Origin of the sequence: Escherichia sp. R1 (assembly GCF_003000935.1) — a bacterium.
GTDB lineage: Bacteria > Pseudomonadota > Gammaproteobacteria > Enterobacterales > Enterobacteriaceae > Escherichia > Escherichia coli.
Map to the genome: position 1 here is coordinate 147,890 of NZ_PSRU01000014.1, position 12,549 is coordinate 160,438.

13 protein-coding genes, 1 pseudogene and 1 other annotated feature are annotated in these 12,549 nt (G+C 50.3%); of the genes and pseudogenes, 7 read left to right on the forward strand and 7 right to left on the reverse strand.

The genetic code is table 11. The features are described 5' to 3' along the window. Positions 1-120: 120 nt before the first annotated feature. The 3 genes from C4F37_RS17640 to rnm are packed head-to-tail and all read right to left on the reverse strand — an operon-like array spanning position 121 to position 3,536. Positions 121-2,010, reverse strand: a complete 1,890-nt coding sequence (locus C4F37_RS17640) for a DUF2207 domain-containing protein (RefSeq protein ID WP_024186832.1) — start codon at positions 2,008-2,010, stop codon at positions 121-123. A gap of 27 nt (positions 2,011-2,037) precedes the next feature. Continuing rightward, entirely contained in the window at positions 2,038-2,658 is a 621-nt protein-coding gene (locus C4F37_RS17645) for an L-threonylcarbamoyladenylate synthase (protein ID WP_001295575.1), read from the reverse strand. After that, positions 2,655-3,536 (reverse strand): RNase RNM, encoded by an 882-nt coding sequence (gene rnm / locus C4F37_RS17650; protein WP_001538692.1) that lies wholly within the window; start codon positions 3,534-3,536, stop codon positions 2,655-2,657. Before rnm ends, C4F37_RS17645 begins: the two co-directional genes overlap by 4 nt. A 137-nt stretch (positions 3,537-3,673) precedes the next feature. On the opposite strand from rnm, the gene trpL reads away from it, so the two are divergent. The 6 genes from trpL to trpA all read left to right on the forward strand — a co-directional run bounded on the left by trpL (position 3,674) and on the right by trpA (position 10,340). Further along, positions 3,674-3,718, forward strand: a complete 45-nt coding sequence (trpL, locus tag C4F37_RS17655) for a trp operon leader peptide (RefSeq protein ID WP_001700591.1) — start codon at positions 3,674-3,676, stop codon at positions 3,716-3,718. Continuing rightward, positions 3,695-3,788, forward strand: a sequence feature (Trp leader region). (Overlaps the previous gene by 24 nt.) A gap of 21 nt (positions 3,789-3,809) precedes the next feature. After that, complete coding sequence (gene trpE / locus C4F37_RS17660; RefSeq protein WP_001538691.1) at positions 3,810-5,372, forward strand: anthranilate synthase component I; 1,563 nt, start codon at positions 3,810-3,812, stop codon at positions 5,370-5,372. Further along, positions 5,372-6,967 carry a bifunctional anthranilate synthase glutamate amidotransferase component TrpG/anthranilate phosphoribosyltransferase TrpD gene (gene trpD, locus C4F37_RS17665; protein ID WP_000763537.1) on the forward strand — a complete coding sequence of 532 codons (1,596 nt, stop codon included), beginning with the start codon at positions 5,372-5,374 and terminating at the stop codon, positions 6,965-6,967. The genes trpE and trpD overlap by 1 nt, the downstream gene beginning before the upstream one ends. A 3-nt stretch (positions 6,968-6,970) precedes the next feature. After that, entirely contained in the window at positions 6,971-8,329 is a 1,359-nt protein-coding gene (gene trpCF / locus C4F37_RS17670) for a bifunctional indole-3-glycerol-phosphate synthase TrpC/phosphoribosylanthranilate isomerase TrpF (protein ID WP_001538690.1), read from the forward strand. Between the two features lie 11 nt (positions 8,330-8,340). Next, positions 8,341-9,534 (forward strand): tryptophan synthase subunit beta, encoded by a 1,194-nt coding sequence (gene trpB / locus C4F37_RS17675; protein ID WP_000209513.1) that lies wholly within the window; start codon positions 8,341-8,343, stop codon positions 9,532-9,534. After that, positions 9,534-10,340, forward strand: coding sequence for a tryptophan synthase subunit alpha (gene trpA / locus C4F37_RS17680; RefSeq protein WP_001357405.1), 807 nt, complete (start codon positions 9,534-9,536; stop codon positions 10,338-10,340). The genes trpB and trpA overlap by 1 nt, the downstream gene beginning before the upstream one ends. Before the next feature lie 50 nt (positions 10,341-10,390). Here the strand turns inward: trpA and C4F37_RS17685 are convergent. Together C4F37_RS17685 and C4F37_RS17690 are read right to left on the reverse strand one after the other, a co-directional pair. Beyond that, positions 10,391-10,520 (reverse strand): annotated as a pseudogene (locus C4F37_RS17685) (OmpW family outer membrane protein); the annotation flags it as partial. 447 nt (positions 10,521-10,967) lie between these two features. Continuing rightward, the gene (locus C4F37_RS17690) at positions 10,968-11,408 is read right to left on the reverse strand and encodes a VapA/VapB family virulence-associated protein (RefSeq protein WP_000158829.1); all 441 of its coding nucleotides are present in this window, start codon (positions 11,406-11,408) and stop codon (positions 10,968-10,970) included. Positions 11,409-11,605: 197 nt separating this feature from the next. Between C4F37_RS17690 and C4F37_RS17695 the strand changes: the two genes are divergently transcribed. Beyond that, positions 11,606-11,938: a YkgJ family cysteine cluster protein gene (locus C4F37_RS17695; protein WP_001304590.1), complete on the forward strand. Its 333-nt coding sequence runs from the start codon at positions 11,606-11,608 to the stop codon at positions 11,936-11,938. Between the two features lie 117 nt (positions 11,939-12,055). Here C4F37_RS17695 and C4F37_RS17700 read toward each other — a convergent pair whose 3' ends face one another. Together C4F37_RS17700 and C4F37_RS27915 are read right to left on the reverse strand one after the other, a co-directional pair. Then, entirely contained in the window at positions 12,056-12,352 is a 297-nt protein-coding gene (locus tag C4F37_RS17700) for a hypothetical protein (protein ID WP_000355614.1), read from the reverse strand. Between the two features lie 9 nt (positions 12,353-12,361). Then, positions 12,362-12,549: hypothetical protein (locus tag C4F37_RS27915; protein ID WP_106106714.1), on the reverse strand; the 188-nt coding region annotated here is incomplete at its 5' end.

The window sequence follows — 12,549 nt, forward strand, 5'->3', positions numbered from 1 at the left end:
TCTGTTTGAACTCTTCAGGCCTTAAGTAAACGACTCGACGTTTTAACTTGCCTGGCTTTGAGGCGCAACATACTACACTATCTTTATGGTTAAAGCTTGTTTCGATTAACATCAGCTTGATTACCAGCCACCACCGCCTCCGCCACCAGCGCCAGAACCACCACCAGAATAGCTCCGCCCCAACAAACTGGTATAGACCCCGCAACTCAGGTGCGTCTGTAATGAGAATAAAACGCCGTTACGGGCAATCTCTGGAGCGCAAATCGCCGAAGAAAGCGAAGGGGCGATGCGTAACGCCCATTCCCTCCCCAAATTTGCCGATATAGCCCAACCTAACAACGCGTAATCCAGTTTCCGTGTTTCCCCTTTCCTCCGCCGCCCACTGTGTGTTGCTGCCTCTTTACGCGCAAGATAGTTAACGATAGCTTCACCGTGGGCATAACGTTGCTGCCCGGTTTGGGTAAACTTTGGCAGAAAAATATACCCCATGCCAGTGAGATAACCGGTCAGGAAAACCGCGCTAAAATAACCCGCTGGCATATACCAGTAAAAGAATACATCTCCGACATTGATGTAGAGAGAGTAAAAAGCCACACCTGAACAAATCAGTGGTAAAAACAAAGTGATGATGACACGATTAACGCAAGGCTTGTCATCATCGCGGGCAAACAAAAGATCAAGGGAACAAAATAAGAAAGTAAGAAGCCAGCAGATCATAATAAACATATCGCCTACCAGACTCATTCCTTCCCAGCCTACGGGACTCAGGTTACCGTAGAGAATGACCGCCAATATTGCCATTCCGCCCCATTGCAAAAACGCATCAGGTCGGTAAAACGAAGACTTTTTACGCGGCAGATAAAATTTCTGCATCCGTAAAAATGCCTTGCGTAAGACTCTGTTGCGTCTCCCCGTAAGAACGACCTTATCGCCTTTACGAAATAACGCTTCCAGTAATAACTGCTCTGCGGGCAGTAATACCGCATTATTTCTGGTCGCGCCTTCATTAACACGAATCAGGATTTGCTGGTTCTTGTCATAATGATCTTCCAGATGAATTTTTTCTTTCACAATCAGATTTACGATATCGGCGCAAAAACCTTTATCGTCGTAAACCAGTTTCGCATCAAGACGTAACATGCCGGGCGTGTAATCTGGCGGAATGACATCGGTTTCAATCACATCTACCGGCGTAAATTGCGGCCTGCGCTTCCAGAGATATAACCATCCACACGCCAGGAACAGACTCGGAAAGCAAATTAACAACGATGACGTTGAGGGTAAAAGAAGATGACTGAAAATATTCGTCGTTTGTGGAGCCGGGGCATTACCAAGTAATGCGTGAGGCCAGCGGTAGAGGACCGTGAAATCTTCACGATAAAACGGATCGCGAGATTCAATTCTTCCGTCCTCAAGGATGCGGCCATTTCGATATGTGTCGCCCTCTTCTCCAGTAAAGAGATCGATTTCGCTAAATGGATTACCCGCAATATCAGGCAACTTGAGTGAAAATAGGGTCTTATAAATTTCAAACGGCCAGTGGTTACCGGTCACGTTCCAGATTAGCAGATCAGAATCCCCCTCACGCAGGAAAGCATTTTTAACCTGATAATGAATTTGATAATGATAGTCGCCTTGAGGCAAGAAACGTTGTTTATCGCCCACGACAATACTCATTAACCCGATATGCCAGTCAAGATGCCAGGGTTCAGGAATACCATCACGGGTGACGCCAACAATATGATAGTTCAGCAGTGCAGCGTCCCCATCAGGCTGCATCCAGAGTCGCGGTAAATCACGATAAAATCCGTGCTTAATCTGCTGATTTCGCGCCTGAAAATGAATGTTCTCTTTGATGTCGAGCACCCCATTCGGTTGCAGAGTGGCTTCAACATCAAAGAGCGAGATCCCTTCTTCATAAGAAGGGATCTCCGTGTTTTTCGCATAACTCAACGAAGAGAAAAAAAGCCCAACTATCAACAGCAAAATGCAGCGATATATCCCTGCCATCATCTTCCATCCGTGGAACGCAATTTGTTATAAGAAAGGCTTCACATCACCTACGCCTTCACGCACCACGACCGGCGTATCATCGGTGAGATCAATAACCGTTGTTGGTTTCTGCCCGAGATAGCCGCCGTGAATAATCAAATCCACCTGTTTTTCCAGACGGTCTTTAATTTCTTCCGGATCGGATTCGGTAAATTCACTGCCTGGCAGCATTAGCGAAGTGGAAAGCATCGGTTCGCCCAATGCTTCAAGCAGCGCCTGCGCAATCGGGTTAGACGGCACACGCATACCGATGGTTTTGCGTTTTTCCTGCAACAGACGGCGTGGCACCTCCTTCGTCCCCTTCAGGATGAAGGTATAGTTGCCTGGCGTGTTGTTTTTCATCAAACGAAACGCAACGTTATCGACAAATGAATAGGTCGAGAGTTCAGAAAGATCGCGACACATCAGGGTAAAGTTGTGACCGTCCGGCAGCTGGCGAATACGACAAATACGCTCCATCGCGTTTTTATCTTCAATTTTACAGCCGAGCGCATAGCCGGAATCAGTTGGATAAACAATCACCCCGCCTTTACGCACGATCTCCACCGCCTGGTTGATCAGGCGTTGCTGCGGGTTATCAGGATGAATATAAAAAAACTGGCTCATAATTCCCTCTCTGTGGTGTTCTGCGGCTGTTCCCATAGCTGCCAGACGCCTTCAACGCCTGCGGGCAGCCAGAGTTTACGACCCAGTTCGATCCACGGGCATGGCTGATGAAAATCAGATCCTTGTGATGCCCATAAATGATGCTGACGCGCAAGTGTCGCCAGCTGGGTGCGTTCATTGGGCGATTGCTGGCACTGCGCGACTTCCATCGCGTCGCCGTGGTGTTCGGCAAAATGCGCAACCAATCTTTTCAGCCATTTAGCACTAAGATTGTACCGCCCAGGATGAGCTAGCACCGCCTTACCGCCAGAATGATGAATGACATCAATAGATTGCTCTATTGTACACCACTGTGGCGGAACGTATCCGGTTTTCCCGCGCGCCAGATACTTTTTAAAGACATCCGCCATTGAACTGGCTTTTCCGCACTCCACAAGGAAACGCGCAAAATGACCGCGCGTCACCGCACCGCCCTGCGCCAGTCGTTGCGCGCTTTCCAGTGCCCCAGGTATTTGCGCTTTTTCAAGTCTTTCGGCAATCAGCTGCGCCCGCTGATTGCGCCGTTCTGTCTGCTGCGCGAGGAACTCACACATTAGCGGATGAGTAATATCAATATTCAGCCCGACAATATGAATTTCATGATTTTCCCAGACCGTGGAAATTTCCACACCAGGAATAAGATTCAGCGCCAGTCCCGAACGTGAAATTTCCTCTCTTGCTGGTGCAATTGCAGCTGTGGTGTCATGGTCGGTGATCGCCAGGGTGCCGACGCGCATCTCGACTGCACGGTGCACCAATGCTTCTGGCGTCAGGCAGCCATCGGAAGCTGTGGTATGGCTGTGCAGGTCGTAAATCACTGCGTAATTCGTGTCGCTCAAGGCGCACTCCCGTTCTGGATAATGTTTTTTGCGCCGACATCATAACGGTTCTGGCAAATATTCTGAAATGAGCTGTTGACAATTAATCATCGAACTAGTTAACTAGTACGCAAGTTCACGTAAAAAGGGTATCGACAATGAAAGCAATTTTCGTACTGAAAGGTTGGTGGCGCACTTCCTGAAACGGGCAGTGTATTCACCATGCGTAAAGCAATCAGATACCCAGCCCGCCTAATGAGCGGGCTTTTTTTTGAACAAAATTAGAGAATAACAATGCAAACACAAAAACCGACTCTCGAACTGCTAACCTGCAAAGGCGCTTATCGCGACAACCCGACTGCGCTTTTTCACCAGTTGTGTGGGGATCGTCCGGCAACGCTGCTGCTGGAATCCGCAGATATCGACAGCAAAGATGATTTAAAAAGCCTGCTGCTGGTAGACAGTGCGCTGCGCATTACAGCATTAAGTGACACTGTCACAATCCAGGCGCTTTCCGGCAATGGAGAAGCCCTGTTGACACTACTGGATAACGCCTTGCCTGCGGGTGTGGAAAATGAACAATCACCAAACTGCCGCGTACTGCGCTTCCCGCCTGTCAGTCCACTGCTGGATGAAGACGCCCGCTTATGCTCCCTTTCGGTTTTTGACGCTTTCCGCTTATTACAGAATCTGTTGAATGTACCGAAGGAAGAACGAGAAGCAATGTTCTTCGGCGGCCTGTTCTCTTATGACCTTGTGGCGGGATTTGAAAATTTACCGCAACTGTCAGCGGAAAATAGCTGCCCTGATTTCTGTTTTTATCTCGCTGAAACGCTGATGGTGATTGACCATCAGAAAAAAAGCACCCGTATTCAGGCCAGCCTGTTTGCTCCGAATGAAGAAGAAAAACAACGTCTCACTGCTCGCCTGAACGAACTACGTCAGCAACTGACCGAAGCCGCGCCGCCGCTGCCGGTGGTTTCCGTGCCGCATATGCGTTGTGAATGTAACCAGAGCGATGAAGAGTTCGGTGGCGTAGTGCGTTTGTTGCAAAAAGCGATTCGCGCCGGAGAAATTTTCCAGGTGGTGCCATCTCGCCGTTTCTCTCTGCCCTGCCCGTCACCGCTGGCGGCCTATTACGTGCTGAAAAAGAGTAATCCCAGCCCGTACATGTTTTTTATGCAGGATAATGATTTCACCCTGTTTGGCGCGTCGCCGGAAAGTTCGCTCAAGTATGACGCCACCAGCCGCCAGATTGAGATTTACCCGATTGCCGGAACACGTCCACGCGGTCGTCGTGCCGATGGTTCACTGGATAGAGACCTCGACAGCCGCATCGAACTGGAGATGCGTACCGATCATAAAGAGCTTTCTGAACATCTGATGCTGGTGGATCTCGCCCGTAATGACCTGGCACGCATTTGCACACCCGGCAGCCGCTACGTCGCCGATCTCACCAAAGTTGACCGTTACTCTTACGTGATGCACCTGGTCTCCCGCGTTGTTGGTGAGCTGCGCCACGATCTCGACGCCCTGCACGCTTACCGCGCCTGTATGAATATGGGGACGTTAAGCGGTGCACCGAAAGTACGCGCTATGCAGTTAATTGCCGAAGCAGAAGGTCGTCGACGCGGCAGCTACGGCGGCGCGGTAGGTTATTTTACCGCGCATGGCTATCTCGACACCTGCATTGTGATCCGCTCGGCGCTGGTGGAAAACGGTATCGCCACCGTGCAAGCCGGTGCTGGCGTAGTCCTTGATTCTGTTCCGCAGTCGGAAGCAGACGAAACCCGTAATAAAGCCCGCGCTGTACTGCGCGCTATTGCCACCGCGCATCATGCACAGGAGACGTTCTAATGGCTGACATTCTGCTGCTCGATAATATCGACTCTTTTACGTACAACCTGGCAGATCAGTTGCGCAGCAATGGTCATAACGTGGTGATTTACCGCAACCATATTCCGGCGCAGACCTTAATTGAACGCCTGGCGACGATGAGCAATCCGGTGCTGATGCTTTCTCCTGGCCCCGGTGTGCCGAGCGAAGCCGGTTGTATGCCGGAACTCCTCACCCGCTTGCGTGGCAAGCTGCCAATTATTGGCATTTGCCTCGGACATCAGGCGATTGTCGAAGCTTACGGGGGCTATGTCGGTCAGGCGGGCGAAATTCTTCACGGTAAAGCGTCGAGCATTGAACATGACGGTCAGGCGATGTTTGCCGGATTAACAAACCCGCTGCCAGTGGCGCGTTATCACTCGCTGGTTGGCAGTAATATTCCGGCCGGTTTAACCATCAACGCCCATTTTAATGGCATGGTGATGGCGGTGCGTCATGATGCGGATCGCGTTTGTGGATTCCAGTTCCATCCGGAATCCATTCTTACTACCCAGGGCGCTCGCCTGCTGGAACAAACGCTGGCCTGGGCGCAGCAGAAACTAAAGCCAACCAACACGCTGCAACCGATTCTGGAAAAACTGTATCAGGCCCAGACGCTTAGCCAACAAGAAAGCCACCAGCTGTTTTCAGCGGTGGTACGTGGCGAACTGAAACCGGAACAACTGGCGGCGGCGCTGGTGAGCATGAAAATTCGCGGCGAGCACCCGAACGAAATCGCCGGAGCAGCAACCGCGCTACTGGAAAACGCCGCGCCGTTCCCGCGCCCGGATTATCTGTTTGCCGATATCGTCGGCACCGGCGGTGACGGCAGTAACAGCATCAATATTTCTACCGCCAGTGCGTTTGTCGCCGCGGCCTGCGGGCTGAAAGTGGCGAAACACGGCAACCGTAGCGTCTCCAGTAAATCCGGCTCGTCGGATCTGCTGGCGGCGTTCGGTATTAATCTTGATATGAACGCCGATAAATCGCGCCAGGCGCTGGATGAGTTAGGCGTCTGTTTCCTCTTTGCACCGAAATATCACACCGGATTCCGCCATGCAATGCCGGTTCGCCAGCAACTAAAAACCCGCACACTGTTCAATGTGCTGGGGCCATTGATTAACCCGGCGCATCCGCCGCTGGCGTTAATTGGTGTTTATAGTCCGGAACTGGTGCTGCCGATTGCCGAAACCTTGCGCGTGCTGGGGTATCAACGCGCGGCGGTGGTGCACAGCGGCGGGATGGATGAAGTTTCATTACACGCGCCGACAATCGTTGCCGAACTGCATGACGGCGAAATTAAGAGCTATCAATTGACCGCTGAAGATTTTGGCCTGACACCCTACCACCAGGAGCAACTGGCAGGCGGAACACCGGAAGAAAACCGTGACATTTTAACACGCTTGTTACAAGGTAAAGGCGACGCCGCTCACGAAGCAGCCGTCGCGGCGAATGTCGCCATGTTAATGCGCCTGCATGGCCATGAAGATCTGCAAGCCAATGCGCAAACCGTTCTTGAGGTACTGCGCAGTGGTTCCGCTTACGACAGAGTCACCGCACTGGCGGCACGAGGGTAAATAATGCAAACCGTTTTAGCGAAAATCGTCGCAGACAAGGCGATTTGGGTAGAAGCCCGCAAACAGCAGCAACCGCTGGCCAGTTTTCAGAATGAGATTCAGCCGAGCACGCGACATTTTTATGATGCGCTACAGGGTGCACGCACGGCGTTTATTCTGGAGTGCAAAAAAGCGTCGCCGTCAAAAGGCGTGATCCGTGATGATTTCGATCCGGCACGCATTGCTGCCATTTATAAACATTACGCTTCGGCAATTTCAGTGCTGACTGATGAGAAATATTTTCAGGGGAGCTTTGATTTCCTCCCCATCGTCAGCCAAATCGCCCCGCAGCCGATTTTATGTAAAGACTTCATTATCGATCCTTACCAGATCTATCTGGCGCGCTATTACCAGGCCGATGCCTGCTTATTAATGCTTTCAGTACTGGATGACGAACAATATCGCCAGCTTGCAGCCGTCGCGCACAGTCTGGAGATGGGTGTGCTGACCGAAGTCAGTAATGAAGAGGAACTGGAGCGCGCCATTGCATTGGGGGCAAAGGTCGTTGGCATCAACAACCGCGATCTGCGCGATTTGTCGATTGATCTCAACCGTACCCGCGAGCTTGCACCGAAACTGGGGCACAACGTGACGGTAATCAGCGAATCCGGCATCAATACTTACGCTCAGGTGCGCGAGTTAAGCCACTTCACTAACGGCTTTCTGATTGGTTCGGCGTTGATGGCCCATGACGATTTGAACGCCGCCGTGCGTCGGGTGTTGCTGGGTGAGAATAAAGTATGTGGCCTGACGCGTGAACAAGATGCTAAAGCAGCTTATGACGCGGGCGCGATTTACGGTGGGCTGATTTTTGTTGCGACATCACCGCGTTGCGTCAACGTTGAACAGGCGCAGGAAGTGATGGCTGCGGCACCGTTGCAGTATGTTGGCGTGTTCCGCAATCACGATATTGCCGATGTGGTGGACAAAGCTAAGGTGTTATCGCTGGCGGCAGTGCAACTGCATGGTAATGAAGATCAGCTGTATATCGACACTCTGCGTGAGGCTCTGCCAGCACACGTCGCCATCTGGAAGGCTTTAAGTGTCGGTGAAACTCTTCCCGCGCGCGATTTTCAGCACATCGATAAATATGTATTCGACAACGGTCAGGGCGGGAGCGGACAACGTTTCGACTGGTCACTATTAAATGGTCAATCGCTTGGCAACGTTCTGCTGGCGGGGGGCTTAGGCGCAGATAACTGCGTGGAAGCGGCACAAACCGGCTGCGCCGGGCTTGATTTTAATTCTGCTGTAGAGTCGCAACCGGGTATCAAAGACGCACGTCTTTTGGCCTCGGTTTTCCAGACGCTGCGCGCATATTAAGGAAAGGAACAATGACAACATTACTTAACCCCTATTTTGGTGAGTTTGGCGGCATGTACGTGCCACAAATCCTGATGCCTGCTCTGCGCCAGCTGGAAGAAGCTTTTGTCAGCGCGCAAAAAGATCCTGAATTTCAGGCTCAGTTCAACGACCTGCTGAAAAACTATGCCGGGCGTCCAACCGCGCTGACCAAATGCCAGAACATTACAGCCGGGACGAACACCACGCTGTATCTGAAGCGCGAAGATTTGCTGCACGGCGGCGCGCATAAAACTAACCAGGTGCTCGGTCAGGCTTTACTGGCGAAGCGGATGGGTAAAACTGAAATTATTGCCGAAACCGGTGCCGGTCAGCATGGCGTGGCGTCGGCCCTTGCCAGCGCCCTGCTCGGCCTGAAATGCCGTATTTATATGGGTGCCAAAGACGTTGAACGCCAGTCGCCCAACGTTTTCCGGATGCGCTTAATGGGTGCGGAAGTGATCCCGGTACATAGCGGTTCCGCGACCCTGAAAGATGCCTGTAATGAGGCGCTACGCGACTGGTCCGGCAGTTATGAAACCGCGCACTATATGCTGGGTACCGCAGCTGGCCCGCATCCTTACCCGACCATTGTGCGTGAGTTTCAGCGGATGATTGGCGAAGAAACGAAAGCGCAGATTCTGGAAAGAGAAGGTCGCCTGCCGGATGCCGTTATCGCCTGTGTTGGCGGTGGTTCGAATGCCATCGGTATGTTTGCAGATTTCATCAACGAAACCGACGTCGGCCTGATTGGTGTGGAGCCTGGCGGCCACGGTATCGAAACTGGCGAGCACGGCGCACCGTTAAAACATGGTCGCGTGGGCATCTATTTCGGTATGAAAGCGCCGATGATGCAAACCGAAGACGGGCAAATTGAAGAGTCTTACTCCATTTCTGCCGGGCTGGATTTCCCGTCCGTCGGCCCGCAACATGCGTATCTCAACAGCACTGGACGCGCTGATTACGTGTCTATTACCGACGATGAAGCCCTGGAAGCCTTTAAAACGCTTTGCCTGCATGAAGGGATCATCCCGGCGCTGGAATCCTCCCACGCCCTGGCCCATGCGCTGAAAATGATGCGCGAAAATCCGGAAAAAGAGCAGCTACTGGTGGTTAACCTTTCCGGTCGCGGCGATAAAGACATCTTCACCGTTCACGATATTTTGAAAGCACGAGGGGAAATCTGATGGAACGCTACGAATCTCTGTTTGCCCAGTTGAAGGAGCGCAAAGAAGGCGCATTCGTTCCTTTCGTCACCCTCGGTGATCCGGGCATTGAGCAGTCGTTGAAAATTATCGATACGCTAATTGAAGCCGGTGCTGACGCGCTGGAGTTAGGCATCCCCTTCTCCGACCCACTGGCGGATGGCCCGACGATTCAAAACGCCACACTGCGTGCTTTTGCGGCGGGAGTAACCCCGGCGCAGTGCTTTGAGGTGCTGGCACTCATTCGCCAGAAGCACCCGACCATTCCCATCGGCCTTTTGATGTATGCCAACCTGGTGTTTAACAAAGGCATTGATGAGTTTTATGCCGAGTGCGAGAAAGTCGGCGTCGATTCGGTGCTGGTTGCCGATGTGCCCGTGGAAGAGTCCGCGCCCTTCCGCCAGGCCGCGTTGCGTCATAATGTCGCACCTATCTTTATTTGCCCGCCGAATGCCGACGATGATTTGCTGCGCCAGATAGCCTCTTACGGTCGTGGTTACACCTATTTGCTGTCGCGAGCGGGCGTGACCGGCGCAGAAAACCGCGCCGCGTTACCCCTCAATCATCTGGTTGCGAAGCTGAAAGAGTACAACGCTGCGCCTCCATTGCAGGGATTTGGTATTTCCGCCCCGGATCAGGTAAAAGCCGCGATTGATGCAGGAGCTGCGGGCGCGATTTCTGGTTCGGCCATCGTTAAAATCATCGAGCAACATATTAATGAGCCAGAGAAAATGCTGGCGGCACTGAAAGCTTTTGTACAACCGATGAAAGCGGCGACGCGCAGTTAATTTGAGACAAACCGCCAGAAAACATCTGGCGGTTTATTGATGGTAAAAAATTAGAAGCGGTAACCCGCAGAGAACATAAATACCCACGGGTCAAGGCGTACGTTGTCAGAATAACGCCCTGCAGGCAGCACTGCGCCGTTGGATTTCGGTATCGATATCCATGTACCAGACCGGTAGATTATAAAAAATGTAATAACAAGCTGTTTATAAAAGGAAAAACAACCTTTTGCGATGATTTTTTATACAGTTACTCTGTGTTTTTAACCGCTTGATTTTTTTAAAGTCTTTTTTTGTTTTGCAGAGGATTATCCCTTCCCTTATAGATCATTTCATAAACAACGGATAGTACAATGTACACACGATTGTCAAAATTCACCAATGATGGGCTCACCATCTTAAGAGCCGTAGACAAAGATACTGCGCAAGAGTTCGTTCATGAAATGCTGCAGTAAGTCTGAGAAACTCGAATGCCGGGTTTATTCAGTAAAATTTTCTGCTCATTGTTTTGTTAAATAGCTCAGAAACGACTTTCTATACCAGATTATTTTATTAATACAGACCCGACAATGTTATTCATTAATAAATACAAAGCCGGGTCTGACTTTGCACTATTTATATTTTAAAGCATCAGGACCACGAGCCTGTGCCACCTGCAACACCCGATACTGTTGACACACCACCTCCCTCGAAATGCCCCAAAAGATTTGATGCAGAATCAAAAAACAATACACTACAAAATACAGGGGTCATTGTTATCTGGAAGCTAACCGTATTTGTATACAGATCATCCAAATCATCTGTATATAAGTCACCAAACAGCACACCACCACCTGGAGATGATAATCCTCCTGCATTTCCCGAAAAATGTTTTCCACCTTCACTGGTGATCTGAGTGTCTACTTTTATATAAAATATTGCACTAGCTAATGTAGTTTTTGCTGGGTATTTATTTTCTGCCGCAGCTATCTTGCTTGTAATACAAGATACTTTATCCTTATCAAGATATTCTCCATATCTTCTTTGTACATCATCCATAATCTGCTGTCTAAGGTTTGAACATTTAGTCATAGTAGTCACCATTAAAAGTAATTATGGGATTGCAATTCATAGATTGCATTATAATTAATTGACCATAGACAGCACTTTTTCAAGTTACAAAAGTAAATAAAAAGTAAACAAAATGATAAAAGAAATATCAGAATGCCATTCATAATTCTGCAGTTACATCTGTAATAATAACTCATTGATGCTAAAGCAATAAAAGTATGAACAATCCTAATCCATGTATGACGTGTGGTGCCTGTTGTGCATTTTTCCGCGTCTCTTTTTACTGGGTTGAAACAGATGATGCTGGCGGCACCATCCCCGTAACGATGACAGAACAAATCTCTCCCTACCATCAATGCATGCAGGGCACTAACCAGAAAAATCCTCGCTGTGTGGCCCTGATCGGCCAACCGGGAGTCAATGCCTACTGCAGCATTTATGAACATCGCTCATCCACCTGCAGAGAATTTCCGATGTCCGGAGAACACGGCATCGTGAATGAAGCATGCAACCGCGCTCGTGCAAAATATGGGCTACCCCCTCTTTATTAAACGCGATCATAATCACGGCAATGGCATGTTTTATATAACATTCTTAGAGGGCGTAACAACAAGCTTGTCGTTTCAAGCGATTTCTTCCGATTGGGGAGCCTGAGCGCTCCCTTTTTTTCAGCTAAAAATCAGCATACAGCCATACAATCCCGCACAGGCCACCACCGGCACCACAAAATCCATCAGGCTTGCCACATCCCACGCGTGCGGATCAAAACCGCCCCACCACGGCATCTTATGTCGGTGACCATCACCAAAACGCTTAATCCAGCGATATTCTGCCTGGGTATATTCGCGGGCAACAAAAAACGTACAGGCAATGGCTGCACCATAAGCCCAGTCACCGGTAATGCACCCAACCAGCCCCTGTACCGCCACAGCACAAATTGCATGAAGTATCGGCGTGATATCCATCTGCTATCCTTAAAACCACTCCCTGAGCGGGCGCTCTGGTGTAACCACCCACTCACGGAACACGGAATCATCAAATCCATCGTCAAGAAGACGGATATTAACAAAGTACCCTTCGTTTCGCGTGTATTCTGGTTCTCCGTCATCAGAAACATCTGTCTCCCTGAACGTAAAACCAATCTCATCAACCAGAACGGCAT

Excerpts from the sequence above, each read along its gene's own strand:
- C4F37_RS17700 (WP_000355614.1), bottom strand. The coding sequence starts at position 12,352 with ATGGATATCACGCCGATACTTCATGCAATTTGTGCTGTGGCGGTACAG.
- trpB (WP_000209513.1), top strand. The coding sequence starts at position 8,341 with ATGACAACATTACTTAACCCCTATTTTGGTGAGTTTGGCGGCATGTAC.
- trpE (WP_001538691.1), top strand. The coding sequence starts at position 3,810 with ATGCAAACACAAAAACCGACTCTCGAACTGCTAACCTGCAAAGGCGCT.
- C4F37_RS17690 (WP_000158829.1), bottom strand. The coding sequence starts at position 11,408 with ATGACTAAATGTTCAAACCTTAGACAGCAGATTATGGATGATGTACAA.
- C4F37_RS17640 (WP_024186832.1), bottom strand. The coding sequence starts at position 2,010 with ATGGCAGGGATATATCGCTGCATTTTGCTGTTGATAGTTGGGCTTTTT.
- C4F37_RS17695 (WP_001304590.1), top strand. The coding sequence starts at position 11,606 with ATGAACAATCCTAATCCATGTATGACGTGTGGTGCCTGTTGTGCATTT.
- trpD (WP_000763537.1), top strand. The coding sequence starts at position 5,372 with ATGGCTGACATTCTGCTGCTCGATAATATCGACTCTTTTACGTACAAC.
- trpCF (WP_001538690.1), top strand. The coding sequence starts at position 6,971 with ATGCAAACCGTTTTAGCGAAAATCGTCGCAGACAAGGCGATTTGGGTA.
- C4F37_RS17645 (WP_001295575.1), bottom strand. The coding sequence starts at position 2,658 with ATGAGCCAGTTTTTTTATATTCATCCTGATAACCCGCAGCAACGCCTG.
- trpA (WP_001357405.1), top strand. The coding sequence starts at position 9,534 with ATGGAACGCTACGAATCTCTGTTTGCCCAGTTGAAGGAGCGCAAAGAA.